This window comes from Isoptericola sp. NPDC056573 (assembly GCF_042793335.1).
GTDB lineage: Bacteria > Actinomycetota > Actinomycetes > Actinomycetales > Cellulomonadaceae > Isoptericola.
On the sequence record NZ_JBHTUY010000002.1, the window covers coordinates 284112 to 308098 of the forward strand.

Here is a 23987-nt window from a genome sequence, read left to right on the forward strand (position 1 = left end):
CGTACCGGGAGCGAGGGAGACCATGAAGGCCTGGCAGTTCACCACCACGCACGAGCCGCTCGAGCTGCGGGAGATCGCCGAGCCCACCCCCGGTCCCGGTGAGGTGGTCCTCGACGTCCGCGTCGCCGGGCTGTGCCACTCCGACGTCGGCGTGCTCGACGACGAGACCTGGCTCGCGATCATCCCGAACCGCCCGATCACGATGGGCCACGAGATCGCGGGCGTCGTGTCCGCGGTCGGCGAGGGCGTCACGGACTGGGCCGTCGGGGACCGCGTCGGCGTCTGCCCGACCGGCGACTCGGGCGTCTCCCCCGGCTACGGCCGCGACGGCGGCTTCGCCCCGAAGCACCGCGTCGCCGCGGGCGACCTGGTCCGCATGCCCGACGACCTCTCCTTCGGGCTCGCCGCCCTCGGCACCGACGCCGGCATGACCGCCTACCACGCGATCACGACGATCGGCGCCCTGGAGGCCGGCCAGAAGGTCGGCGTCATCGGGCTGGGCGGGCTCGGTCAGATCGGCGCCCAGGTGGCCGTCGTCCGCGGCGCGGAGCTGCACGTCGCGGAGCCCAACGAGGCCCTGTGGGAGCAGGCCCGGGCGATCGGCGCGGAGGGCGTCGTCAAGGACGCCGCCGAGTGGGCGGGCCAGGACTTCGACCTCGTCGTCGACTACGCGGGCTTCGGCACCACGACGACGAACGCGGTCAAGGCGATCCGCCGGGACGGCACCGTGGTCCTGGTCGGCATGGCCCGGCTCCAGTTCACGCTCGACACCATGGACGTCATCCTCAAGCAGGCGCGGGTGCTCGGCTCGAACGGCGGCACCAAGGCCGACGTCGCCGAGGTCTACGAGCTGCTCGCGTCGGGCGCCGTCGTGCCCCAGGTCACGACGATCGCCTTCGAGGAGATCCCCGCGTACCTCGACAAGCTCCGCGCCCACGAGGTCACCGGGCGCGTCGTCGCCGAGGTGACGACCGACTGACTCATGGGCTCGCCGGGACCACGAGGTCCCGCGTGAGGGCCGCGACGTCGCGCGCGCCGGTGAGCGCCATCGTGAGGTCCAGCTCGGCGAGCACGTTGCGGATCACCTCCTCGACCCCGGCCTGCCCGGCCACCGCGTACCCGTAGAGGTACGGCCGCCCGAGCAGGACGGCGTCGGCCCCCAGGGCGAGGGCGACCAGCACGTCGGCCCCGGTCCGCACCCCGCTGTCGAGCAGCACGGTGGGGCCGGGGCCGACGGCGTCGCGCACGGCGACGAGCGCGTCGAGCGACGCGACGGCGTTGTCCACCTGCCGCCCGCCGTGGTTGGACACGACGATCCCGTCGACGCCGAGGTCGAACGCCCGGCGCGCGTCGTCCGGGTGCAGGATCCCCTTGAGCACGACCGGCAGCCGGGTGCGGTCGCGCAGCGTGGCCAGGTGCTCCCACGACAGGCCGGGGTTGGAGTACACGTCGAGGAACGTCTCGACGGCGGCGCGCGGCTCGGGCGAGCGCAGGTTGTCGCGGAACCGCCCGGGGTAGGCGCGCGTCATGGCGAGCAGCGAGCGCACCGCGCCGGCGGTGACCTGCACCGCCTCGCGCGCCCCGGACGCCGCGGCCCGCGCGACCCGCTCGCGCACCAGCTCGGAGAAGCGCGGGTCGCTCGTGTACTGCGCGATGCCGAGGCCGCGGGCGAACGGCAGCGAGCCGAGGTCGAGGTCCTGGGGGCGCCACCCGAGCACGGTCGTGTCGAGCGTGACGACGAGCGCGCCGGCGCCCGCCGCCTCGGCCCGCGCGATCAGCGAGTCGACGAGGTCCTCGTCGGTGCTCCAGTAGAGCTGGAACCAGCGCCCCGCGTCGCCCATCTCGGCGGCGCACGCCTCCATGGGGTGGCAGGCCTGGTTGGACAGCACGTACGGGACGCCGGTCGCGGCGGCCGCGCGCGCGACGGCGAGGTCGGCGTCGGCGCCCAGCAGCGCCGCCGCCCCCACCGGAGCGAGCAGCAGGGGGCTCGCGTGCCGGGTGCCGAACAGCTCGACCGACGCGTCCCGCTCCACGGCCCCGGCGGCCATGCGCGGCACGATCGCCCACCGGTCGAACGCCTCCCGGTTGCGCCGCATCGTGCGTCCCTCGCCCGCGCCGCCCGCCACGTACGCCCAGGCCCGCGCGCTGGAGGCCCGGCGAGCGGCCCGCTCCAGGGCCGCGGAGCTCGTCGGGACGCAGGGGCGCCGGCCCAGCACCCCCGCACGGTAGATCGCGGACTGCCGGGCCAGCCCCGCCCCGGGTGCGCTCATCCCACCGGACGCACGCGCAGGATCTCGGTCCGCGCGATCGCGCGGTCGCGCACGTCGAGCCGCGCCTCGCGGTCGGGGTCCGCCATGAAGTCCGCGAGCGCCTCCTCGTCGGGCATCTCGATGAGCTGCACCTCGGTCGGCTGGACGGCGCCGTGCGCGGCGTCGTCCGTGTGCGCCACGTTGGTCACGCGGTGCAGCACCCGCCCACCGTGCCGCGGCACGAGCGCCAGCACCTGGGTCTCGTAGTCCGCCAGCGCCTGGGCCTCGCCGTCGGCTGCCCACAGCAGCACGCACAGGGTGATCGCCATCGTCCACCTTCTCTCTCGCGGTCGTCCGGACGATCCTGTCAGGCCAGCGGCACTCCCCGGCGCACGGCGCGCGCGAGCCGCGGCGGGACCTGCACCACGCCGTCGGACGTGGTGACGGGCACGAGGGCCGTCGGTGCGGCCTTCCAGCGGGCCCGCCTGCTGCGGGTGCGCGAGCGGGAGGTCTTGCGCTTGGGGACGGCCACGGCCGCTCCTCTCGTCGGTATCGGTGGTCTCGGGGGAACCCCCGGTTCAGCCCTGGCGGGCCTTGAACCGGGGGTTCTGCTTGTTGATGACGAACGTCCTGCCGCGGCGGCGGACGACCTTGGCGCCCGGCAGCCGCTTCAGCGACCGCAGCGAGGCGCGGACCTTCATCGGGCGCCCTGCCCGTAGCGGCGGCGGAACTTCTCGACGCGGCCCGCGGTGTCGACGACGCGCGCGGCCCCCGTCCAGAACGGGTGGCTGGCGCTCGAGATCTCGACGTCGACCACCGGGTAGGTGTTCCCGTCCTCCCACTCGATCGTGCGGGTGGGACGGCCGGGCCCGGAGGCGGCGTCCCCCGCCAGCGTGGAGCGCGTGAGGAACGCGGTGCCCGCGCTGGTGTCGCGGAAGACGACGGGGCCGTAGGTGGGGTGGATGCTCTGCTTCATGGTGGTGTCTCCTCTACCAGCTGGACTTGGTGACGCCGGGCAGCTCGCCCCGCAGCGCCAGCTCGCGCAGGCGGATGCGGGACAGGCCGAAGCGGCGCAGGTAGCCGCGGGGGCGGCCGTCGACGACGTCGCGGTGGCGCAGGCGGGTGCGGCTCGCGTCGCGGGGCTGACGCTGCAGCTCCATGACGGCCGTGGCCCGCTCCTCCGCCGTGGACGACGGCGACGCGACGACGCGCTTCAGGTCGGCCCGCCGGGCGGCGTACCGCTCGACGACGTCGCGGCGCCGCGCGTCGGCGGCGATCTTCGACGTCTTGGCCATCAGCGCTCCTCGCGGAAGTCGACGTGCCGGCGCACGACCGGGTCGTACTTGCGCAGCACGACACGGTCGGGGTCGTTGCGACGGTTCTTGCGGGTGACGTACGTGAAGCCCGTGCCCGCCGTCGAGCGGAGCTTGACGACCGGGCGCAGGTCGGTGCGGGTTGCCATCAGACCTTCTCTCCTCGTGCCTGGATCCTGGCGACCACGACGTCGATGCCGTCGCGGTCGATGGTCTTGATGCCCCGGGCGCTCACCCGCAGCGTGACGGTGCGGCCGAGCGAGGGCACCCAGTAGCGCTTCTTCTGGACGTTGGGGTCCCACCGGCGCTTGGTCCGCACGTGCGAGTGCGAGATCGCGTGGCCGAACCCCGGCACGGTGCCGAGCACCTGGCAGCGGGCGGACATCAATGCCTCCTTCATGAGAACGGTTCTCATCAGGGCGCTAGAGTGACAGACTTGAGAACTGTTCTCAAGTACCGTCATCCCCAACCCGCCGGAGGTGCCCGTGATTCCCGACCGCCCGCACGCCCCCGTCCCGCCCGCGCTGAGCGTGCTCGTCGCCGTCGACCCCGTGCTGCGTGACGCCGCCGCCGCGAGCCTCACGCTCGGCGCCCCCGACGTCGTCGTCGTGCGGCACGACCTGCTCCCGGACGACGGGGCGCTGCGCCGCGTCGTCGTCGACGCGACCGGCGTCCTGGAGGACGAGACCGTGGCGCTGGAGCACGCGTGCGTCTCGTGCAGCGTGCGCGAGGACGCCGTGCCGGCGCTCGCCCGCCTCGCCGACGACGGCCGCTGGGCCCACCTCGTGCTCGCCCTGCCCGTCACCGCCGAGCCGCTCCCTGTCGCCCGGGCCCTGGCCGCCCAGGCCGAGCCGGGAGGCGCGCTCGAGGACCTGCGGCTCGCCGCGACGGTCGGCGTCGTCGACCTCGACGACCTGGAGGCCGACCTCCTCGGCGACGAGCTGGTCGACGAGCGCGGGCTCGCGCTCACCGACGACGACCAGCGGCCCGTCGGCGAGGCCCTCGCGGCCCAGTTCGAACAGGTGGACGTGGTCGTCACGACCGGCGGCTCGGCCACGGGCGGCGGCCTCGTCGACCGGCTGCGCGCGGTCGACAGCCACCGCGTCGACGGCCTGCACGACCTCGACCCGGTCGCGCTCGCCGCCCGCTCGCACGCGCCCGCCGCGGCCGAGCGCCGCGCCCACCCCCTCGGCGCGCGCGGGGCCCGCACGCGCGCCAAGGACCCCCGCGACCGGAGCTGGAGCCTCCTGCTGCGCAGCGACCGGCCGTTCCACCCGGAGCGGCTGCTGGCCCACGTCGAGGACCTCGGCACCGGGCCGGTCCGCAGCCGCGGCGTCTTCCACGTGCCGAACCGGCCCGACTCCGCGTGCCTGTGGGACGGCGCGGGCGGCGCCCTGTGCGTCGCCGACCTCGGCACGTGGGACGAGGTCGCGGCCGGGCACCCGCCCGTCACCCGCATCCTCGTGGTGGGGGCGGGCGAGCCGCGCGACGCGCGCGGGGTGCACGACCGCATCCTCGACGCCTTCGGCGAGGCCCTGGCCACCGGCGACGAGGTGGCGGACGGCGGGCTGCGCTGGCTGGGGCGCGAGGACGTCCTGGCGCCGTGGCTGGGAACACGGACCGGCTGAGCGCTGTTCCTCCCCGCGCGGGCCACGGCGCCGGTCCACGCGACCGACGGCCGCGAGCGTCATAGGCTCCTCGCGGACCCGCATCCACGACGGACGGGAGACACACGCATGGCCGCACGCGCGCTCGCCGAACGGCTGCGCACCGAGTCCGGTGCGGCGCTGCTGCTCGTGGGCGTGACGCTGCTGGCCCTGGTGTGGGCGAACTCGCCCCTGTCGGGCTGGTACGAGCACCTGTGGGAGCTGCCGATCCACGTCGACGTCGGCGACCTGCGCTTCGACATGGACCTGCACCACTGGGTCAACGACGGCCTCATGGTGCTGTTCTTCTTCGTCGTCGGCCTCGAGGTCCGCCAGGAGCTCGCAATCGGGTCGCTGCGGCAGCGCAGCCAGCGCCTGGTGCCCCTCGTGGCGGGCACGCTCGGCGTCATCGTCCCCGCCCTGGTCTTCCTCGCCGTCGCCGGGCACGCCGACCCGCACGGCTGGGGCGTCGTCGTCGGCACGGACACGGCGTTCCTGCTGGGCGTGCTCGCCCTGGTCGGGCCGGCGATGTCGAGCCAGCTGCGCGTCTTCCTGCTCACGCTGTCCGTGGTGGACGACTTCCTCGCCGTCGGCATCATCGGCGTCGTCTACTCCGAGGACGTGCGGCTCGCCCCGCTCCTCGTGGCCCTCGCCGCGCTCGGCGTCCTGTGGCTGCTGGGCCGCATGCGGGAGTGGCGCAGCTCGCCGTACGTCCTCGTCGTCGTGGTGCTGTGGGGCGCGACCGTGCAGGCGGGCATCCACCCGTCGATCGCGGGGATGCTCGCCGGGCTGCTGGTGCCGGCGGTCGCGACGCGCCGCGACGACGTGCTCCAGGCCAAGAGCCTGTTCCGCGACTACTGGCAGTCGCCCAGCGCCAGCGTGGCGCGCAACGCCCGCGTCGGCCTGGCCCGGTCCATCTCGGTCAACCACCGCCTGCACGACGTGCTGCGCGGGCCCGTGTCCCTCGTCGTCGTGCCGCTGTTCGCGCTGGCCAACGCGGGGATCGACCTGCGGGGCGGCGCGCTCGGCGCGGCGCTCGGGTCGGTGATCACCTGGGGCGTCGTGGCGGGGCTGGTCGTGGGCAAGCTCGTGGGCATCGGGCTCGGCACCTGGGGCGCCGTCCGCGCGGGTCTCGGCCGGCTGCCCGACGGCGTGGGCCCGGGCAGCGTGCTCGGCGGTGCGGCCCTGTCCGGCATCGGGTTCACCGTGTCGCTGCTGGTCGTGGACCTGGCGTTCGACGGCACGCCCGCCGGGCAGGCCGCGACGGTCGGCATCCTCATCGCGATGGCGCTGTCCACCCTGCTGGGGTGGGCGATCTTCACCGTCGCCCGCGTGCGGTACGGCGAGGCGAGCGCCGACCTGCCCGTCACCCTCACCCCCGCCGTCGACCCCGAGCGCGACCACGCGAAGGGCGACCCCGACGCCGCGCACACCGTCGTCGAGTACCTCGACTTCGAGTGCCCGTTCTGCGCCCGCGCGACCGGGATGGGGGCCGAGCTGCGCGAGCACTTCGGCGACCGCGTGCGGTACGTCGTGCGGCACCTGCCGCTGGAGGACGTGCACCCGCACGCCTACCTGGCCGCCGTCGCGGCGGAGGCCGCGCACCGGCAGGGGAAGTTCTGGGAGATGCACGACCGGCTGTTCACGCACCAGTCCCGCCTGGAGCCCGACGACCTGCGCGAGCACGCCGCCGAGATCGGCCTCGACCTCGGGCGGTTCGACGACGACATGACCGACGAGGCCCTGCACGCACGCGTCCGCGACGACGCGGCGAGCGCGGCGGCCAGCGGTGCGCGAGGCACGCCGACGTTCTTCCTCGACGGCGACCGGCACCGCGGACCGCACGACGCGCGCACGCTCATCGCCGCGCTCGAGGCGAACGAGGACGACCCCGCCCTGCGCCGGCGGTCGTGAGGCGGGTCAGGTGAGGTCGAGCCCCCAGGTCTGGCCGACGAGGTCGTGCCCGAAGCTGTGGTGCGGCTGCTCGTCGACCAGCGCGAACCCGGCCGCCTGGTAGAGGTGCCGGGCGGACGCGAGCACGTCGTTGGTCCACAGCACGACGCGCCGGTAGCCGGCCTCCCGGGCGAATCGCAGGCACTCCTGGACGAGGCGGCCACCGACTCCGTGGCCGCGCGCCTCCGGCACGACGAGCAGGATGCGCAGCCGCGCCACGCCGTCCTCCTGGTCGGCCGCCAGGAGGACGCAGCCCGCGCGCCGGCCGTCCACCTCAGCGATCCACGCGGCCTCGCGCGCGGGGTCGTGGGCGCTCGCGTAGTCGGCCACGATCCGGGCCACGAGCACCTCGAAGTCCGCGTCCCAGCCGAACTGGCGGTGGTACACCTCGCCGTGGGTCTGCACGATCCACCCGAGGTCACCCGGCCGGTCCGCGGGCCGGACGACGACGGCATGCCGGACGACCGTCCCGGTCATGGCCCCTCCTTCCGTCAGGCCGGCGACCGACCGGCCACCGGACTGAAACGACTGTTTCACTCGTCCGCTAGGGTAGCCCCATGACGCGGCAGGCACCACCCCCCTCCCCCCGCCGCACCGAGCTGCTCGAGGCGGCGTACCGGTACGCGCTGGAGCACGGGCTGACGGACCTCTCGCTGCGCCCCCTCGCGGCGGCGGTCGGGTCGAGCCCGCGGGTGCTGATCCTGCTGTTCGGGAGCAAGGAGGGCCTGCTCCGGGCCGTGCTCGCCCGGGCCCGCGAGGACGAGACCGCCCTCCTCGACCGCCGGGGCGACGGGCGGGGACTCGCCGACGCGGGCCGGCACGTGTGGGAGTGGCTGGCGGACCCGGAGCACCGGCCCCTCCTGCGGCTGTGGGCCGAGTCCTACACCCGGTCGCTCGGCGCGGCCGACGGGCCGTGGCACGGCTTCGCCCGCGGCACGGTGGACGACTGGCTCGCCCTGCTCGCGGCCCACCAGCCCGCCGGCGAGCGGGAGTCGGAGGCCGGCGCCCGCCGCCGCACGGCGATCCTCGCCCTGCTGCGCGGCGCCCTGCTCGACCTGCTCGCCACCGACGACGTCGCGCGTGTCGACGCCGCCGTCCAGGCCCAGCTGGCGCTGTTCGACGACGCTCCCGCACCGCCCGCCGGCGACGCCCGCGGCGAGGCATGATGGGCCGCATGGGATACCAGAAGCCGTCCGCGACGACCGACGCCGACCTGCCGTTCCTCCGCCGCTGCGTGGAGCTCGCGCGCGAGGCGCTGGACGACGGCGACGAGCCGTTCGGCTCGCTGCTCGTCGACGCGACCGGCGCCGTCGTGTTCGAGGACCGCAACCGCGTGCAGGGCGGCGACCAGACCCGCCATCCCGAGTTCGAGATCGCCCGCTGGGCCGCCGCGCACCTCACGCCCGAGGAGCGGGCGGGCGCCACCGCGTACACGTCGGGCGAGCACTGCGCGATGTGCAGCGCGGCGCACGCCTGGGTCGGTCTCGGCCCCATCGTGTACGCCACCAGCACGGCCCAGCTCACCGCGTGGCTCCAGGAGTGGGGCGTGGCACCCGGGCCGGTGACCCCGCTGCCCGTGGGCGACGTCGCGCCCGGGATCCCCACGCGCGGGCCCGCGCCCGAGCTCGCCGACGAGGTGCGCGACCTGCACGCCCGCCTGCACGGGGCTCACGAGGTGCACGACCCCGCCTGACGGTGTTTGCCTGGGGAACATGAGCGACTCTCCCGACCCCGCCCCCGCCCGCAACCCCTGGACCTGGCGGGTGATCGTGCTCGCCGCGGTCGTGGTGGTCGCCGTCGTCGTCTGGCTGGTCGTGCGGGACGACGGCGGCGACGGCGCGACGGCCGCGTCGCCGCCCCCCACCGCGACCGCGACCCAGGACGCCTCCCCCGACCCCTCCGCCTCGCCCACGACGACCGGCGCCGCGGGCTGCGCCGAGACCGACGAGGGCACCCCTGAGGGCGCCGACATGCACGAGACGGTCGACGTGGACGGCGACGGCGAGGCCGACACCGCATGGCTCACCGGGGGCGCCGACCGCCGGTTCGGGATCACGACGGCGTCGGGCGCCACCTTCTCGGTCGCGGTCGACTCCGCAAGCCCGCAGCGCGCGTCCGCCGTCGTGAACGTCGTGGCGGCGGGCGACGACACCGCGCCGATCGCGCTCGTCGACACGGGCCGCGAGGTGCTGCTGTTCTCCGCCGCCGACTGCGACCTCGCCGCGACGCAGAACCTCGCGGGCGCACCCTACACGTTCGACAAGGGCTTCACGGGCCAGGGCACGGGGGTCGGCTGCACCGAGGTCGACGGGGCGCTGCACCTCGCCGGCCTGAACGCGACGTCCGCCGACGGCGGCTCCTTCACCGTCGAGCGCACGTTCGTGGACCTGGACGACGGTGCGCTGGCGGCGTCCAACGGCGAGGCGTCGACGGTCGCGGAGGGCGCCGGTGCCGACGACCCCGTGGTCGTCACGGCGCAGGGGACGAGCTGCGGCGAGCTCGCCGTGGGCCAGGACGGGCCGGTGGAGCCGGAGTCCTGAGCCCGGTGCGCCGCGCCCTTGCGCCGCGCATCGACGTCGATCAATATGAGGGCATGTCCACCCTCCCCGACGACGACGCCCGGCCGGCCGCCCTGTTCGTCTGCGTGCACAACGCCGGCCGCTCCCAGATGGCCGCGGGCTACCTGCGCGCCCTGTCCGGCGGCGCCGTCGAGGTGCGATCGGCCGGCTCCATGCCCGCCGACCGCATCAACCCCGTCGCCGTCGAGGCCATGGCCGAGGCCGGCATCGACATCACCGCCGAGCAGCCCAAGGTGCTCACGACCGACGCCGTCCAGGCGTCCGACGTCGTGATCACCATGGGCTGCGGCGACGCCTGCCCGATCTTCCCCGGCAAGCGGTACGAGGACTGGGAGCTCGACGACCCCGCCGGCCAGGGCATCGAGGCCGTCCGCCCCATCCGCGACGAGATCCGGCGCCGGGTGCTCGGGCTGCTCGCGTCCCTCGGCGTCGACCCCGTCGCCCACTGACCCCGCCGCCGCCGTCAGGCGTCCTCGCCGTCGCCGGATCGGCCGTGCACGACGCCGGAGGCGAAGCCGACCCCGGCCGGCGCGCCGACGCCCAGCGTGACGAGCTGCGGCTCCGCCGGGGCGGTGCCGCAGCACGACCCGGCCGACGACTCGCCGTCGGCCGCCAGCGCCAGGTCGCTGGAGCAGACGCCGGTGGCGGGCAGGTCCAGCTCGACGGCCTCGGCGGCGGCCCGGTCGCCGGCCAGCGCGGCGGCGACGGAGCGCACCTGCTCGTACCCGGTGGCCAGGAGGAACGTCGGGGCCCGGCCGTACGACTTCATGCCGACGAGGTAGAACCCGTCGTCGGGGTGGCGCAGCACCGCCTCGCCGTGCGGCGGCACCGTGCCGCAGGAGTGCTGGTTCGGGTCGATGAGCGGCGCGAGCGCGCTCGGGGCCTCGACGACGGGGTCGAGGTCGAGGCGCACCTCGCGCAGCATGCCCAGGTCGGGCCGGAAGCCGGTCGCGTCGACGATCGCGTGCACCTCGAGGGCCAGGGGCTCGTCCTTGGCGGTGCCGAGCACCTGCACGGCGTCCGCCCCGGGGACCAGCTGCTCGATCGACACCCGGGTCAGCAGGCGCAACCGGCCGGCGTCGACGGCCTCGCGCAGCCGGGTGCCGAGGAGCCCGCGGGCGGGCAGCTCGTCGTCGGCGCCGCCGCCGAACAGACGGCGCGCGGAGCCGCCGCGGATCGCCCACGTGACGGTCGTCCCGGGCTCGGACTCGGAGAGCTCCACGAGGCTCAGCAGGGTGTTCGCCGCGGAGTGGCCCATCCCGACGACCAGCGCGTGCCGCCCGGCGAAGCGGGCGCGGTCGGCGCCCAGGACGTCGGGCAGCGGACCGGTGACGAACGGCGCGGCGTCGGCCTCGCCGGCCGCGGGCAGGCCGCTGACGCCGAGCGGGTTCGACGTCGAGAAGGTGCCGGAGGCGTCGACGACGGCGCGGGCCAGGACGTCGGCGACGCGGCCCGTGGCGTCCACGGTCCGCACCCGGTAGCCGCGGCGCTCACGGCCGAGCGAGCGGGTCTTGTCCGCCCCGTCCCGGGCGACGGCGAGCACGCGCGTGCCGGTGCGCAGCCGGGACGCGATCTGCGGGGTCGCGGCCAGCGGGGCGAGGTAGCCCTCGACGAGCTCGCCGCCGGTCGGCAGGGCGTCGGGGTCGGGCGAGGTCCACCCGGTGGGCTCCAGGAGCCGCCGGGCCGCGGCGTCGACGTCGTACCGCCACGGCGAGAAGAGCCGCACGTGCCCCCACGAGGCGACGGCCGCGCCGGCGCTCTCGCCGGACTCCAGCACCAGGGGTTCGAGGCCGCGCTCCAGCAGGTGCGCCGCCGCCGCCAGGCCCACCGGGCCCGCGCCGATCACGACCACCGGGAGCTCGCTCCGCACCGTCTCGACCATCTCGCACTCCCTCGTATCGATGAACTTCGATGACTGAACGGGGACAACGTATCCACATTCTTCGATGCGTGGCAAGATGGAGGCATGACGACGATCGACCTGCCGCTGACGCCCGTGTCCACCGACGGCGGCTGCTGCGGCACGGCCGCTCCCCCGGTGGACGTCGCCGAGGCGCGCGACCTCGCCCGCACGTTCAAGGCGCTCGCCGACCCGACGCGCGTGCAGCTGCTGTCGATCGTGACCGCCCACGAGGGCCACGAGGCGTGCGTCTGCGACCTCACCGAGCCGGTCGGCCTGGCGCAGCCGACCGTCAGCCACCACCTCAAGATCCTCGTCGAGGCGGGCCTGCTCGAGCGCGAGCAGCGCGGGCGCTGGGCGTACTACCGCGCGGTGCCGGGCGCCGTCGCGGGCCTCGCCGGCTCGCTCTCCGCGCTCACGCCGACGCCCGCGACGGCCTCCGCGTGAGGAACAGCACCGGGATCAGCAGCAGCGACAGGACGCCGCCGCCGAGGGCCAGCGTGGCGTAGCTCGATCCGGCCATCACGACCCCTGACATCGCACCCCCGCCGGCTCCGGCGAGGGCGATGAGCACGTCGACCGTGCCCTGGGTACGGGCCCGGGTGGCGGGCGTCGTCGCGTCGACGATGAGCGCCGTGCCCGCGATGAGGCCGAAGTTCCACCCCAGCCCGAGCAGCGCGAGCGACAGCACGAGCAGTGCCATCGAGTCACCCGGCGCCACGGCTCCGGTGATCCCCGCGAGCAGCAGGGTCACGCCCGACGCGACCGCCATCGGCAACCGCCCGACCTTGTCGACCAGCACTCCCGTGACCAGCGACGGCAGGAACATCGCGGCCACGTGGATGCCGATGACGAGGCCGACGTCGCTCAGGTCGTGGCCGTGACCGCGCATGTGCACGGGAGTCATCGTCATGATCGCGACCATCGCGATCTGCGTCAGCACCATGACCGTGGCACCCACGACGACGCCGGCGGGCACGCGCCGCGCGGGGCGCGGCGACCCGTCGTCCGCCCCCGCGGGCTCGGTGACGCCCGCGCGCGCCAGCGCCTTGGCGACGAGGAACGGGTCGGGCCGCAGGAAGGCGAACAGCGTGCCGCCGGCGGCGAGGAACGCGACGGCCGCGAGGAGGAACGGTCCGGCGAGCGCGGGCAGCCCCAGCGACGTCGCCAGCCCGCCCAGCGGCTCCACGAGGTTCGGCCCCGCCACCGCACCGAGCGTCGTGGACACCATCGCGACGCTCGCCGCCGTCGCGCGGCGGTCCGGTGCGGCGAGATCGGTGCCGGCGTACCGGGCCTGGAGGTTGGTGGACGTGCCCGCACCGTAGACGAACAGCGACACCAGCAGCAGCGGGACGGCGCCGAGGGCCGCCGCCACGACCACGCCGACCGCGCCCAGACCGCCGGCCGCGAAGCCCAGCCCCAGGCCGACGCGGCGGCCGGCGCGCTGGGTGATCCGCCCGACGAGGAAGGCCGCCAGCGCCGAACCGAGCGTGAACAGCATCGTGGGCACCCCGGCGAGGCGGTCCGTGCCCAGCATGTCCTGCGCGAGCAGCGCGCCGACCGTGACGCCCGCCGCCAGCCCCGCGCCACCGAGCACCTGGCTCGCGACGACGACGGTCAGCGTGCGGCGCTGCAACGTGCGCAGCTCGTCGGGCGACGGCAGCACGGGCACCTCCGGGGGCGCGAGGACGGGCAACGGCAGCGTAGCCGTCGGCGGCGGTCAGACGGCGGTGACAGCGTCCGGCGGGCGAGCGCCGTCGGCCCAGGCGATGCCGAGCCGCCGGGTGGTGCGCGGCTCCAGCGGCACGTACACCGGGTCGGCGGCGTCGGGCCGCTCGGGCCGGGGCAGCACGGCCACGCCCATCCCCGCGGCGACGAGGCCGCGGATCGTGTCGACCTCGCTGGACTCGAACGCGACCTCCACCTCGACCCCGGCGGCGCCGAGCATGCCCTCGACGACGCCGCGCAGCTCGGTCGTGCGGGAGAAGGCGACGAACCGCTCCCCCGCCAGCTCGCCGACGCCCACGCCCGTGCGCCCCGCCAGCCGGTGCCCGGGCGGGACGGCGACGCACAGCACCTGCTCGTGCAGCAGCCGCCAGCCCGTGGTGCGGGCGGGCGGCGGGGGCGTGACGAGCGCGAGGTCGAGCACGTCGTCGTCGAGCCAGCCGAACAGGTCCTGCGCGAACCCCTGGCGCAGCTCGAAGCGGCGGTCCGGGTCGTCACGACGCAGCTCGGTCACGACGCGCGGCACCAGCCACCGCGCCACGGACTGGAGGAAGCCGAGGCGCACCGTGCGCGCGCCGAGCGCCTCCTGGCGCACGTGCCGGCGCGCCACCTCGATCTCGTCGAGCACCCGCGCGGCGTCGCCGCGGAAGCTCACGCCGGCCCGGTTGAGCGCGATCCGGCGCCCGTGCCGGCGGAACAGCTCGACGCCGAGCCCCGCCTCCAGCCGGGCGAGCGTGCGCGAGACCGTCGACTGGTCCACGCGCAGCAGCGCCGCCGTGTCGCGCGTGCTCTCCGTCTCGCACAGCGACAGGAACACCCGCAGGGTCTGCTCGTCCACGTCACCTCCCGTGACTCACGTCCCGCAATCTGATGCGATTCTGTCATCACGACCAGCGTCAGGATCATTTGGCGCATCGGAACGGCGGGCGCATCGTGGACCGGTGACCACCGCCCCGCCCGCGCCGACCGCTCCGACGTCGACGCCCACCACCGCACCCCTGGAGGGCCACCGCCCCGGGTCGCGGGCGTACCGCCGCACCCTGCTGGGGCTTGCCGCGGGCGGGCTCGCGAACTTCTCCCTGCTCTACTACGTGCAGCCGCTGCTGCCGCAGGTCGCCGCCCACTACGAGGTCTCGGCGGGCGCGTCGGCCCAGGTGCTGTCGGTGACGACGGCGGCGATGGCGGTCGCCCTGCTCGCGGTCGGCCCCGTCGCGGACCGGTTCGGGCGGGCCGAGGTGATGCGCTGGTCGCTGCTCGCCTCGGGCGTGCTGGGGCTCGCGAGCGCCTTCGCCCCCACCTGGGGCAGCCTGCTGGTGCTGCGCGGCCTCGCCGGCGTGGCGCTGGCCGGCCTGCCCGCCGTCGCGCTCGCCTACCTGCGCGAGGAGATGCACCCCGGCGCGCACGCCCGCGCCAACGCCGCCTACATCGCGGGCACGGCGGTGGGCGGCGCCGTCGGCCGGCTCGTGCCCGGCCCGCTCGCCGCGCTCGGCGGGTGGCCGCTGGCCACCGAGGTGCTGAGCGTCACGACGCTCCTCGCCGCCGTCGCCCTGTGGGCGCTCGTGCCGCGCTCGGCGCGCTTCACGCCGCGCCCGCTGCGGCTCGGCAGCGTGCTGACGGGGACGGCGTCGGCTTTCCGCGACCCGGTCGTGGCGCTGCTGTGCGCCGTCGGCTTCGCGAGCATGGGGACGTTCGTCGGCGTCTACAACGCGGTCGCGTTCCGGCTGGAGGCGCCGCCGTTCTCCCTCGGGCACGCGGTGACGCTCGTGTACCTGGCGTACCCGGTCGGCATCGTCACGCCGTCCGTCGCGCAGCTCCTGGCCCGACGGCGCGGGCGCGGCCCGGCCGTCGTCGCCGGCCTCGTGCTGCTCGCCGTCGGGGTCGCGGTGACCGTGCCGCCCTCCGTCGTGGCCGTCGTCGCCGGGCTGGGGATCCTCACGGTCGGCTTCTTCTGCGCGCACTCGCTGGTCAGCGGCTGGGCCGTGGACCGGGCGCACCGCCAGGGCCGCGGCATCGCCCAGGCGTCGAGCGCGTACCTCTTCGCGTACTACGTGGGCAGCGCCGTCATGGGTGCGGTCGCGACGCACGTCTGGGAGGACGCCGGCTGGGCGGGGGTGGTCGGGCTGGCGACCGTCACCACCGCCGTCGCCGTCACCGCCGCCGCGGTCGCCGCGCGCCTCGACCGGCGCCCTACGCTGTGACCGTGCCGCACGCGATCGCCGACGACGCCGCCGAGATCGCCTATCAGGTGCGGGGCGACGGGCCGCCGCTGGTGCTGCTGGCCGGGCAGGCGAACTCGCACCGCTGGTGGGACCCGGTGCGCGCCGGGCTCGGCGCCGGGCGCCGCACGATCACCCTGGACTGGCGCGGCACCGGAGCGTCCGGCCCGACCGACCGCGAGCTCACGACCCGGCGTCTCGCGGGCGACGTCGCCGCCGTCCTCGACGACCTGCGCGTCGAGCGGGCGGACGTCTACGGCACGTCGATGGGCGGCCGCGTGGCGCAGTGGTTCGCCGTCGACCACCCACACCGGCTGGGGCGGCTCGTGCTGGGCTGCACGACGCCCGGCGGCGCGCACGCCGTCGAGCGCTCGCTCGAGGTGCGCCGCGCGATGGTGCAGCCCGACCGCCGCGCGGCCCGGCGCGCCCTGCTGGACCTCATGTACACGCCCGCATGGCTGGCCGCGCACCCCGGCCCGACGACCGTCGAGGGCGACCCCTCCATGTCGCCGCAGGCGCGGCGCGACCACCTGCGCGCCAGCGACGGCCACGACGCGTGGGAGGCCCTGCCCCGGGTGCTGGCGCCCACGCTGGTGCTGCACGGCGCGGACGACGTGCTCGCCCCCGCGGTGAACGCGGACCTGCTGGGGCAGCGGATCCCCGGCGCCCGCGTCGAGGTGCTGCCGGGCCTGCGGCACGCGTACTTCCACGAGGGCGAGGCCGTCGCGACGCCGCTGGTGCGCGAGTTCCTCGGGTGATCCCTCCGGTGAACCCCTGAGCCGGCCCTGAGCCCGCCGTCCTCCCGTGGTCGTACGCGTCGCCGGCGAGGTTCCCCTCCGAGGCCGACGACGCCGCCACCTGCGCGTTCGTAGCGTCGAGGACATGACGCAGCACGAGAACCACCACGACCACCACAGCACCCACCGCGCCGACCGCGCCGACGTCTCGGCGGTCACCACGTCCCCCGTGCGCCGCTACCGCGGCGTCGGCGTGCTGGCCCTCGCCTCCGTCGTCGCCGTCACGACGACGGCGTGCGGCGCGATCACGGAGGCCCTGAGCGAGCGCGGCTCCGGCCACACCAAGGCGTTCGCGTACGACAGCGGCGCGGACGGCAAGGCCGACGAGGGGCTGCCCTCCTGGGTGCCGGACGACGCCTCCAACGTCCAGGGCGTCTTCCGCACCACCGGCGACGAGGTGATCCTCACGATGGACGCCGACGTGACGTCCCTGCCGTCCGACTGCACGTCCGTCGACGCCGACCACCCGCTCGTCGCGAAGCCCGCGCGCGGCACCCTCACCGCCGACGACTACCGCACCGGCTCGACGCTCAAGGCGGACTGGTGGGCCACCGGCCAGGAGCAGGACGCGACGCTGCAGTGCGGCGGCTGGTGGGTGGGCACCCAGGACGGCGGCCTGTTCGCCTTCACCCCGGAGCTCAAGGCCGTGCAGATCGAGGACCAGCCCGACCCGGCGTGACGACACCCACGCCGCCCGCACCATTTCACCCGCACCATCTTGGCCGGGCAGCGGCGTGGCGCCGCCGACGGACGGATCCTGGAGGGGTCCGGCACCCTCGTGGCGGCTCCCCACGCCCGGGGACCGGCGGTCACAAGGGAGTGGATCGGCGATGGTCACGACTCGGCGCGGATTCTCCAGCTTCTCGGTGGACGACCTCGACGCGGCACGCAGCTTCTACGCGGACACCCTCGGGCTCCGCGTCACGACCCTGGACGACGGCATGGGTCTGGTGCTCCACCTCGACACGAGCTCCCCGGTGTTCGTGTACCCGAAGGAGGACCACACCCCGGCGGCGTTCACCGTCTTCCACCTGGCGGTGGACGACGTCGACCCGGTGGTGGACGACCTCGTCGCGAAGGGCGTGAGCCTGGAGCGCTACGACGGCTTCGACCAGGACGAGAAGGGCGTCGCCCGCGGCTTCATGGAGGGCGGCGACGGCGCCTGGTTCACCGACCCGGCGGGCAACGTCATCGGCCTGATGGACGGCGAGGGGGTGCGGCAGCTCCTCGACGAGGTCGGTGGCTGACCTCCAGCGCGAGCCGCCGCACCTCCCCCGCCGCCGCCGTCACTCGACGGTGACGGACTTCGCGAGGTTGCGCGGCCGGTCCACGTCCTCGCCGAGGGCGACGGCCGCGTGGTAGCCGAGCAGCTGGGTGGGGATGGTCAGCAGGATCGGGTCCAGCTCCACCTCGTTGCGCGGCACCTCGATGCGCGCGGTCGCGGCGTCGCCGAGCTCGACGCCCGGGTGCGTGATCGCGACGACGGCGCCCCCGCGGGCACGGATCTCCTGCGCGGCGGTGATGTTGCGCTCCAGCAGGTCGTCGGCGGGCATGATCGCGACGGTCGGCAGCTCGGGGCTGATGAGGGCGAGCGGGCCGTGCTTGAGCTCGCTGGTCGGGTACGCCTCGGCGTGCCGGTAGGTGATCTCCTTGAACTTCTGCGCGCCCTCGCGCGCCACGGGGTAGCCCCGCACGCGGCCGATGAAGAACAGGCTCGGCGCCTCGGAGAGCTCCTTCGCCGCCGCGGCGAGGTCCTCCTCGTCGCCCAGGATCTGCGCGATCTGCCCGGGGATCGCCCGCAGGCCGGCGATGATCCGCTTGCCGTCCGCGAAGGACAGGTCGCGCACGCGGCCCAGCGCGAGCGCGAGCAGCGCGAACCCGACGCCCATGTGCGTGAGGGCCTTGGTCGACGCGACCGCCACCTCGGGACCGGCGTGCAGGTAGATGCCGCCGTCCACCTCGCGGGCGATGGACGACCCGACGGCGTTGACGAGCCCGACGACGGTGCCGCCCTTGCGCTGCACCTCGCGGACGGCGAAGAGCGTGTCGGCGGTCTCGCCGGACTGGCTCACCACCACGTAGAGGGTGGACGGCTCGATGATCGGGTTGCGGTAGCGGAACTCGCTCGCGGGCTCGGCGTCGGCGGGGATGCGCGCCAGGTCCTCGATCATCGACGCCCCGAGCTGGCCCACGTAGTACGCGGAGCCGCAGCCGAGGATCTTCACGCGGGTGAACCGGCGCAGCTGGCGCGGGTCGAGGTTGAGGCCGTCGAGCTTGGCGGTGCCGAACCGGTCGTCGAGGCGGCCGGACAGCATCCGCTCCACCGTCTCCGGCTGCTCGTGGATCTCCTTGTGCATGAAGTGGGCGTGGCCGCCAAGCTCCAGCTCCTCGACGGTGAGGTCGATGGTGACGGCGTCGCGCGCCGTGTGCTCCTCGTCGTTCGTGAAGGTGCGGAACCCGTCGGCCGTCACGGAGGCGAAGTCGCCGTCGTCGAGCAGCACGACCTGGCTGGTGTGGCGCACGATCGCCGCGGCGTCGGAGGCCACGAACATCTCGCCGTCGCCGACGCCGAGCAGCAGCGGCGAGCCGTTGCGCGCGACGACGATCCGGTCCGGGTTCTGCACGTCGGTCACCGCGAGCGCGTAGGTGCCGTCGATCTGCGCGACGGCGGCGCGCACGGCGTCCTCGAAGGCCAGCCCGCCGGCGAGCTCGCGCGCCACGAGGTGCGCGATGACCTCGGTGTCCGTGTCGGAGGTGAGCTCGACGCCCTCGGCGGTGAGGCGCGAGCGCAGCGCGTGGAAGTTGTCGATGATGCCGTTGTGCACCACGTGCACGCGGCCGTCGTAGGAGGTGTGCGGGTGGGCGTTGCGCTCGCTCGGCTCGCCGTGGGTCGCCCAGCGCGTGTGGCCGATGCCGACCGTGCCGGCGAGACGCGCGGGCAGGGCGGCCTCGAGGTCGCGCACGCGGCCCTTGGCCCGCACGACGCGCGACGGGTGCGCGCTGGAGCGCGGGTTGAGCACGGCGATGCCGGCCGAGTCGTAGCCGCGGTACTCCAGGCGCGTGAGTCCCTCGACGAGGACGGGTGCTGCCTGCTGGGGGCCGACGTAGCCGACGATTCCGCACATGGGTCTGGTTGCTCCTTGCCGTGGGGGTCTAGCCGTAGATGGTGCGACGGACCTGGCGCTCGCTGAGTTCCGGGGCGGCCACGAGGCGCTCGCGCAGCTCGGCGGCGATCTGCGCGTAGATCTCCTCGTTGCGGCGCCCGTAGGTGCGCAGCGACGCGTGCCGGCGACGGACGTACTCCTCGACCGGTTCGCGGTACCAGGCGAGGACGTCCTCGACGACGCGCTCCGCCTCCGCCGGGGACAGGCCCGTGGAGGTCGCGATGCGGGCGACGAGATCGGCGTCGGTCACCGGGACATCATGCGCCCCTCGTTCCCGACATGCCAGATCCTGCCCGAAATCGGGCAGGATCTGGAATTGCCGGCGGCATCGGCGTCAGGGCGCCGGCACCTCGCCCGCCGACCGCACGGCCTCCTCGGGCGTCACCGACCCCGGCGGAGCGCAGACCACGCAGTACAGCCGCCGCCCCGGCAGCCGGGTCAGGGTCGGGTTGCCCGGCGTCTGTTCGTGCATCACGGCCGCGCCGACCCTCGTGTGCTCCAGGCAGGCCGCGGCCCCGCACGTGGAGCAGCTCGCCAGCGCCACCCTCTCCCGCCGGTCGCGCGTGGCGCACTCGTAGCAGTTCATCGCATCCTCCTTCCCCACGGGTCACGGCCTGCCCTGCGGGCGCCGGTCGAGGAGGCTCGGCGGGCGTCGGCGCCGGGCCGTCGTCGGCCCCGCGGTGATCCATCCGTCGCCTCCAACGTAGGACGGCACCCGCTCGCTCGCGGTGACGTGGGTCACACCCTGGCGCCCGGCGCTACGGCTCGCGGACCGCGTCGCCATAGGCGTCCGCGAACCGGGCGAACAGCTCGAGGAAGGTGTCGACGTCGTCACCGAGGGCGGCGAGACCGTCGGCGTACGCGCCGAGCGCCTGGCTCGTCGCCTCCTCGAATCGCGCGCGACCCTCCTCGGTCGGCTCGACGAGCCGCGCGGACCGGCCGGCCTCGGTGAACCGGCGCAGGAGACCGGCCGCGAGCGCCCCGTTGACCTGGCGGTTCACCGTGGACTGCTCGAGCCGGAGCGCCTCGGCGATCTCCCGCAGGGTGCGCGGACGACCGTCGGAGAGCAGCCACAGCAGCCGCCCGTCCGCGACGCCGATCGCGCTGCGGTGCTCGGCGAGGCGCCGGTAGACGTCGAGGCGCGCGAGGAGCGACGCGACGCGCCGGTCGGCGGGCAGGTCGGCACCGGACGGGACGGGGCCTTCGGGCAGGTCGGGGACGACGGGCGACGTCGCGGACGACGGTGTCACGGGCGGCATCGGATTCCCTCCAGGGTTGACGCGGGTCAATATGCAGGTAGCATACACACGGTCATATGTACTTTACACATCTCGAGGTGTGCCGTGAGTTCTTCCCCGTCCCCCGACGCCGCCACGGCGTCACGGTCCTCCGCCCGCGCGGTGGCCGTCATCGTCGTGCTGGGCTTCAGCAGCCTGTGCGCCGCCCTCATGCAGTCGCTGGTCATCCCCATCCAGAGCGAGCTGCCCGAGCTGCTCGGCACCACCGCCAGCAACGCGTCCTGGGTGGTGACCGCCACGCTCCTCGGCGGCGCCGTCGCCATGCCGGTCACCGGGCGGCTCGCCGACCTCTACGGCAAGAAGCCGGTCCTGGCCGTGTCCGCCGCGATCCTCGTCGTGGGCTCGCTGGTCTGCGCCCTGTCCGACGCCGTCGGCCCGATGATCGTGGGCCGCGTGCTCCAGGGCGTGGCCATGGGCTACATCCCCGTCGCGATCAGCATGGTGCGTGAGGCGGCGCCCGAGCACCTGCGCAACACCGCGGTCGCCGGCATCAGCGCCACGCTCGGCGTCGGCGGTGCGCTCGGCCTGCCCCTGGCCGCGTGGATCGCCCAGGACTTCGACTGGCACGTCCTGTTCTGGGTCTCGGCCGTCCTCGCCGCGGTCATGACGATCGGCACCCTCGTCGTCGTTCCGCACCTGCGCAACGCCCACCCCGGCCGCCTCGACGTGGTGGGCGCCCTCGGGCTCGCCGTCGGCCTCGTCGGCGTGCTGGTCGGCGTCTCCAAGGGCAACGACTGGGGCTGGGGCGCCGCGAGCACCCTCGGCATGATCGTGGGCGGCGTCGTCGTCCTGCTGCTGTGGGGCTGGTACGAGCTGCGCCACCACGACCCCCTGGTCGACCTGCGCACCACCGCCCGCCGGCCCGTGCTGCTCACCAACGTGGCCGCCGTCCTCATCGGCTTCGGCATGATGGCGCAGTCGATCGTGGTGCCGCAGCTGCTCCAGATGCCCACGGCCACCGGCTACGGCCTGGGCCAGACCATCCTCCAGGCGGGCCTGTGGATGGCCCCGGCCGGCCTCATGATGATGCTCTTCACGCCGGTCTCGTCCCGGCTGCTCACCCGGCTCGGCGGTCGCACCACCCTGGCGATCGGCGCGGGCGTCCTCGCGCTCGGCTACGTGGTGGCGGTCTTCCTCATGGACGCGCCGTGGCAGCTCATGCTCGCCTCGTGCGTGGCGTCCGCGGGCGTCGGGATCGGCTACGCCGCGATGCCCACCCTCATCCTCACCAACGTGCCCGCCGCCGAGTCCGCGGCGAGCGTGGGGCTGAACAGCCTCATGCGCTCCATGGGCACCACGGTGGCGGGGGCGGTCATGGCCATCGTGCTGACCAGCCACACCACCGTGCTGGCCCCGGGCACCCCGGCCGTCCCGACGGGGGGCGCGTTCCAGCTCTGCTTCGTCATCGGCGCCGCCGCCGCGGCCGTCGGCGCGGCGATCGTCCTGTGCATCCCGCGGCAGCGCGCCGGGCAGGAGGAGGGCCGGCACCTGGCCGCCGTCCCCGACGCCGACGACGAGCCGGCTCTCGTGGGCTGACACCGCGCGTCGGCCGGCTCGTCCGGACGGCGGGCCGGCACGAGCACCGCCCGGGCCTCCTCGAGCGCCCGGGCGGTGAGCGGCGCGGGGAGCGCGTCCGGCGTTGTTGACTTTGAGGTACAAAACGGGGGTAGAGTGTCGCCCATGGCACGACCCAGGACGTTCGACCCGGACACCGCCGTCGACCAGGCGATGGAGGTGTTCTGGCGCCAGGGATACGGCGCCACGACCCCTCAGGACCTGGTGGACGCGATCGGCATCGGGAAGGGGAGCCTCTACCACGCGTTCGGCAGCAAGCACGCGCTCTTCGAGCGGGCGCTCCGCCGGTACCGAGACACGCAGACGGCGGCGCTCGTGGAGGCCCTCGAGAGGCCCGGGCCCGTGCGGGAGCGGCTCGGCAGCGCCCTGCGGGCCCTGGCCGCCATGGACCTGGCCGACCCTGACCACCGCGGCTGCATGGCGGTGAACGCCGCCGCGGAGCTCGCCGGCGTCGACCCCGAGGCCGTGGCGCACGTGCGCCGCATGCTCGATCGCACGGAGCTCGCGTTCCGCGCCCTGATCGAGGAGGGTCAGCGAACCGGCGAGGTCGCCGCGGACAGGGACCCTGCGGCGCTCGGCAGCCTGCTCATGAACACCGTCGTGGGGATGCGGGTCGTCGCTCGCGTCTCCGACGGACCCGACCGGCTCGACCGCGTGATCGACGCGACCCTCGCCATCATCTGAGTCCCCGCCCGGGGATGTCGAGCCGCTCGTCCTACCTCAGTTGTGTACCTACAGTTCAAGAAAGGTCATCGTCATGGAGCTCAACCTCACCCACAAGACGGCCGTCGTCACCGGCGCGAGCCGGGGAGTCGGACTGGCGACCGTGCGTGCCCTCGTCGCCGAGGGCGTGCGCGTCGCCGGCGCGGCCCGCACCATCACGCCCGAGCTCAAGGAGACCGGGGCCGTCGCCGTCGCTGCCGACCTGAGCACGGCGGACGGAGTCGACGCCTTCATGCGCGAGGCCTCCCTCGCGCTGGGCGGCATCGACCTCCTCGTCAACAACGTCGGGGCCGGCGACGACGTCCACCTGGGCGACTTCCTCGACACCGACGACGCCCGGTGGACGAGGGTCTTCGACCTCAACCTCCTGAGCGCGGTCCGTGCCACCCGGGCCGCGCTACCGAGCCTCGTCGAGCGACGCGGGGCGATCGTCAACGTCTCCTCCATGAACTCCAAGCTGCCGGCCGCCGCTCCCGTCGCCTACAGCGCGGCCAAGGCCGCCCTGACGGCGGTCGGCAAGTCCCTGGCGGAGGAGTTCGGGCCCCAGGGCGTGCGCGTCAACACCGTCTCGCCCGGGGTCGTGCGCACGGCGATCTGGGAGGACCCCGAGGGGTTCGGCGGGACGGTCGCCGCCGCGTCGGGCGTGGACCACGCCACGTTCCTGCAGGCGATCCCCGAGGCCTTCGGCATCACCACCGGGCGCATGACCGAACCGCACGAGGTCGCGGCGCTGATCGCCTTCCTCCTGTCCGACGCGGCGGGCAACATCACCGGCGCCGACTACTTCATCGACGGAGGCTCGGTGAAGGCGCTCTGACCCGGCCGGCGGACCGGATCGACCGTCGCGTC

At 74.9% G+C, this 23987-nt stretch carries 31 protein-coding genes; 15 read left to right on the forward strand and 16 right to left on the reverse strand.

The genetic code is table 11. From position 1 onward, the window contains the following. Positions 1 to 22 precede the first annotated feature (22 nt). Positions 23 to 979, forward strand: a complete 957-nt coding sequence (locus ACFQ8E_RS04010; protein ID WP_430549289.1) for a zinc-binding dehydrogenase — start codon at positions 23 to 25, stop codon at positions 977 to 979. A gap of 1 nt (position 980) precedes the next feature. Here ACFQ8E_RS04010 and ACFQ8E_RS04015 read toward each other — a convergent pair whose 3' ends face one another. From ACFQ8E_RS04015 to rpmB, 8 genes are read right to left on the reverse strand one after another with little or no spacing between them, the layout of a single operon-like run. Then, positions 981 to 2270, reverse strand: a complete 1290-nt coding sequence (locus tag ACFQ8E_RS04015; protein WP_430549290.1) for an alpha-hydroxy-acid oxidizing protein — start codon at positions 2268 to 2270, stop codon at positions 981 to 983. Beyond that, on the reverse strand, positions 2267 to 2578 hold the full coding sequence (locus ACFQ8E_RS04020; RefSeq protein ID WP_430549291.1) for a DUF1330 domain-containing protein: 312 nt from the start codon (positions 2576 to 2578) through the stop codon (positions 2267 to 2269). Before ACFQ8E_RS04020 ends, ACFQ8E_RS04015 begins: the two co-directional genes overlap by 4 nt. 38 nt (positions 2579 to 2616) lie before the next feature. Next, positions 2617 to 2781: a 50S ribosomal protein L32 gene (rpmF, locus tag ACFQ8E_RS04025; RefSeq protein ID WP_430549292.1), complete on the reverse strand. Its 165-nt coding sequence runs from the start codon at positions 2779 to 2781 to the stop codon at positions 2617 to 2619. 46 nt (positions 2782 to 2827) lie between these two features. Next, positions 2828 to 2950, reverse strand: a complete 123-nt coding sequence (ykgO, locus tag ACFQ8E_RS04030) for a type B 50S ribosomal protein L36 (RefSeq protein ID WP_079573901.1) — start codon at positions 2948 to 2950, stop codon at positions 2828 to 2830. Further along, positions 2947 to 3225 (reverse strand): type B 50S ribosomal protein L31, encoded by a 279-nt coding sequence (locus ACFQ8E_RS04035; RefSeq protein WP_429730811.1) that lies wholly within the window; start codon positions 3223 to 3225, stop codon positions 2947 to 2949. The genes ykgO and ACFQ8E_RS04035 overlap by 4 nt, the downstream gene beginning before the upstream one ends. A gap of 13 nt (positions 3226 to 3238) precedes the next feature. Next, positions 3239 to 3544 carry a 30S ribosomal protein S14 gene (gene rpsN, locus ACFQ8E_RS04040; RefSeq protein WP_430549293.1) on the reverse strand — a complete coding sequence of 102 codons (306 nt, stop codon included), beginning with the start codon at positions 3542 to 3544 and terminating at the stop codon, positions 3239 to 3241. Beyond that, the gene (gene rpmG, locus ACFQ8E_RS04045) at positions 3544 to 3711 is read right to left on the reverse strand and encodes a 50S ribosomal protein L33 (protein WP_430549294.1); all 168 of its coding nucleotides are present in this window, start codon (positions 3709 to 3711) and stop codon (positions 3544 to 3546) included. The genes rpsN and rpmG overlap by 1 nt, the downstream gene beginning before the upstream one ends. Continuing rightward, positions 3711 to 3947 carry a 50S ribosomal protein L28 gene (gene rpmB / locus ACFQ8E_RS04050; RefSeq protein WP_429730821.1) on the reverse strand — a complete coding sequence of 79 codons (237 nt, stop codon included), beginning with the start codon at positions 3945 to 3947 and terminating at the stop codon, positions 3711 to 3713. Before rpmB ends, rpmG begins: the two co-directional genes overlap by 1 nt. 100 nt (positions 3948 to 4047) lie before the next feature. On the opposite strand from rpmB, the gene ACFQ8E_RS04055 reads away from it, so the two are divergent. Beyond that, entirely contained in the window at positions 4048 to 5190 is a 1143-nt protein-coding gene (locus ACFQ8E_RS04055) for a GTP-binding protein (RefSeq protein ID WP_430549295.1), read from the forward strand. Positions 5191 to 5298: 108 nt separating this feature from the next. Next, the gene (gene nhaA, locus ACFQ8E_RS04060; RefSeq protein WP_430549296.1) at positions 5299 to 7122 is read left to right on the forward strand and encodes a Na+/H+ antiporter NhaA; all 1824 of its coding nucleotides are present in this window, start codon (positions 5299 to 5301) and stop codon (positions 7120 to 7122) included. A 6-nt stretch (positions 7123 to 7128) separates the two neighbouring features. Here the strand turns inward: nhaA and ACFQ8E_RS04065 are convergent, their stop codons facing one another. Beyond that, entirely contained in the window at positions 7129 to 7638 is a 510-nt protein-coding gene (locus ACFQ8E_RS04065) for a GNAT family N-acetyltransferase (RefSeq protein ID WP_430549297.1), read from the reverse strand. Positions 7639 to 7718: 80 nt separating this feature from the next. On the opposite strand from ACFQ8E_RS04065, the gene ACFQ8E_RS04070 reads away from it, so the two are divergent. From ACFQ8E_RS04070 to ACFQ8E_RS04085, 4 genes are read left to right on the forward strand one after another with little or no spacing between them, the layout of a single operon-like run. Then, positions 7719 to 8327, forward strand: a complete 609-nt coding sequence (locus ACFQ8E_RS04070; RefSeq protein WP_430549298.1) for a TetR/AcrR family transcriptional regulator — start codon at positions 7719 to 7721, stop codon at positions 8325 to 8327. 8 nt (positions 8328 to 8335) lie between these two features. After that, complete coding sequence (locus ACFQ8E_RS04075) at positions 8336 to 8854, forward strand: nucleoside deaminase (protein WP_430549299.1); 519 nt, start codon at positions 8336 to 8338, stop codon at positions 8852 to 8854. Positions 8855 to 8873: 19 nt separating this feature from the next. Further along, complete coding sequence (locus ACFQ8E_RS04080; protein WP_430549300.1) at positions 8874 to 9701, forward strand: hypothetical protein; 828 nt, start codon at positions 8874 to 8876, stop codon at positions 9699 to 9701. Between the two features lie 53 nt (positions 9702 to 9754). Continuing rightward, positions 9755 to 10189, forward strand: a complete 435-nt coding sequence (locus tag ACFQ8E_RS04085) for an arsenate reductase ArsC (protein WP_430549301.1) — start codon at positions 9755 to 9757, stop codon at positions 10187 to 10189. 14 nt (positions 10190 to 10203) lie between these two features. On the opposite strand, the gene ACFQ8E_RS04090 is transcribed toward ACFQ8E_RS04085, so the two are convergent. Then, positions 10204 to 11622, reverse strand: a complete 1419-nt coding sequence (locus ACFQ8E_RS04090; protein ID WP_430549302.1) for an FAD-dependent oxidoreductase — start codon at positions 11620 to 11622, stop codon at positions 10204 to 10206. An 84-nt stretch (positions 11623 to 11706) separates the two neighbouring features. On the opposite strand from ACFQ8E_RS04090, the gene ACFQ8E_RS04095 reads away from it, so the two are divergent. Then, on the forward strand, positions 11707 to 12087 hold the full coding sequence (locus ACFQ8E_RS04095; RefSeq protein WP_430549303.1) for an ArsR/SmtB family transcription factor: 381 nt from the start codon (positions 11707 to 11709) through the stop codon (positions 12085 to 12087). On the opposite strand, the gene ACFQ8E_RS04100 is transcribed toward ACFQ8E_RS04095, so the two are convergent. Together ACFQ8E_RS04100 and ACFQ8E_RS04105 are read right to left on the reverse strand one after the other, a co-directional pair. Further along, on the reverse strand, positions 12056 to 13336 hold the full coding sequence (locus ACFQ8E_RS04100) for an MFS transporter (protein ID WP_430549304.1): 1281 nt from the start codon (positions 13334 to 13336) through the stop codon (positions 12056 to 12058). The two genes, ACFQ8E_RS04095 and ACFQ8E_RS04100, sit on opposite strands and share 32 nt — an antisense overlap. Before the next feature lie 24 nt (positions 13337 to 13360). After that, positions 13361 to 14203 carry a LysR substrate-binding domain-containing protein gene (locus ACFQ8E_RS04105; RefSeq protein WP_430549305.1) on the reverse strand — a complete coding sequence of 281 codons (843 nt, stop codon included), beginning with the start codon at positions 14201 to 14203 and terminating at the stop codon, positions 13361 to 13363. A gap of 103 nt (positions 14204 to 14306) precedes the next feature. Between ACFQ8E_RS04105 and ACFQ8E_RS04110 the strand changes: the two genes are divergently transcribed. From ACFQ8E_RS04110 to ACFQ8E_RS04125, 4 genes are all read left to right on the forward strand, one after another. Further along, positions 14307 to 15563: an MFS transporter gene (locus ACFQ8E_RS04110; RefSeq protein WP_430549306.1), complete on the forward strand. Its 1257-nt coding sequence runs from the start codon at positions 14307 to 14309 to the stop codon at positions 15561 to 15563. Between the two features lie 2 nt (positions 15564 to 15565). Continuing rightward, the gene (locus tag ACFQ8E_RS04115; protein ID WP_430549307.1) at positions 15566 to 16339 is read left to right on the forward strand and encodes an alpha/beta fold hydrolase; all 774 of its coding nucleotides are present in this window, start codon (positions 15566 to 15568) and stop codon (positions 16337 to 16339) included. A gap of 124 nt (positions 16340 to 16463) precedes the next feature. After that, positions 16464 to 17057: a hypothetical protein gene (locus ACFQ8E_RS04120; protein ID WP_430549308.1), complete on the forward strand. Its 594-nt coding sequence runs from the start codon at positions 16464 to 16466 to the stop codon at positions 17055 to 17057. Positions 17058 to 17208: 151 nt separating this feature from the next. Next, on the forward strand, positions 17209 to 17625 hold the full coding sequence (locus tag ACFQ8E_RS04125; RefSeq protein WP_430549309.1) for a VOC family protein: 417 nt from the start codon (positions 17209 to 17211) through the stop codon (positions 17623 to 17625). Between the two features lie 39 nt (positions 17626 to 17664). Here ACFQ8E_RS04125 and glmS read toward each other — a convergent pair whose 3' ends face one another. The 4 genes from glmS to ACFQ8E_RS04145 form a co-directional block, all read right to left on the reverse strand. After that, entirely contained in the window at positions 17665 to 19503 is a 1839-nt protein-coding gene (gene glmS / locus ACFQ8E_RS04130; RefSeq protein WP_430549310.1) for a glutamine--fructose-6-phosphate transaminase (isomerizing), read from the reverse strand. A gap of 28 nt (positions 19504 to 19531) precedes the next feature. Beyond that, a complete protein-coding gene (locus ACFQ8E_RS04135) occupies positions 19532 to 19792 on the reverse strand; it encodes a hypothetical protein (RefSeq protein WP_430549311.1) in 261 nt (86 codons plus the stop codon). 84 nt (positions 19793 to 19876) lie between these two features. Then, positions 19877 to 20128 carry a hypothetical protein gene (locus tag ACFQ8E_RS04140; protein WP_430549312.1) on the reverse strand — a complete coding sequence of 84 codons (252 nt, stop codon included), beginning with the start codon at positions 20126 to 20128 and terminating at the stop codon, positions 19877 to 19879. Positions 20129 to 20300: 172 nt separating this feature from the next. Then, positions 20301 to 20792: a MarR family winged helix-turn-helix transcriptional regulator gene (locus ACFQ8E_RS04145; protein ID WP_430549313.1), complete on the reverse strand. Its 492-nt coding sequence runs from the start codon at positions 20790 to 20792 to the stop codon at positions 20301 to 20303. Between the two features lie 93 nt (positions 20793 to 20885). On the opposite strand from ACFQ8E_RS04145, the gene ACFQ8E_RS04150 reads away from it, so the two are divergent. The 3 genes from ACFQ8E_RS04150 to ACFQ8E_RS04160 all read left to right on the forward strand — a co-directional run bounded on the left by ACFQ8E_RS04150 (position 20886) and on the right by ACFQ8E_RS04160 (position 23955). After that, positions 20886 to 22376, forward strand: a complete 1491-nt coding sequence (locus ACFQ8E_RS04150) for an MFS transporter (protein WP_430549314.1) — start codon at positions 20886 to 20888, stop codon at positions 22374 to 22376. 144 nt (positions 22377 to 22520) lie between these two features. Beyond that, positions 22521 to 23099, forward strand: a complete 579-nt coding sequence (locus ACFQ8E_RS04155; protein WP_430549315.1) for a TetR/AcrR family transcriptional regulator — start codon at positions 22521 to 22523, stop codon at positions 23097 to 23099. Positions 23100 to 23172: 73 nt separating this feature from the next. Further along, positions 23173 to 23955: an oxidoreductase gene (locus tag ACFQ8E_RS04160; protein WP_430549316.1), complete on the forward strand. Its 783-nt coding sequence runs from the start codon at positions 23173 to 23175 to the stop codon at positions 23953 to 23955. Positions 23956 to 23987 lie beyond the last annotated feature (32 nt).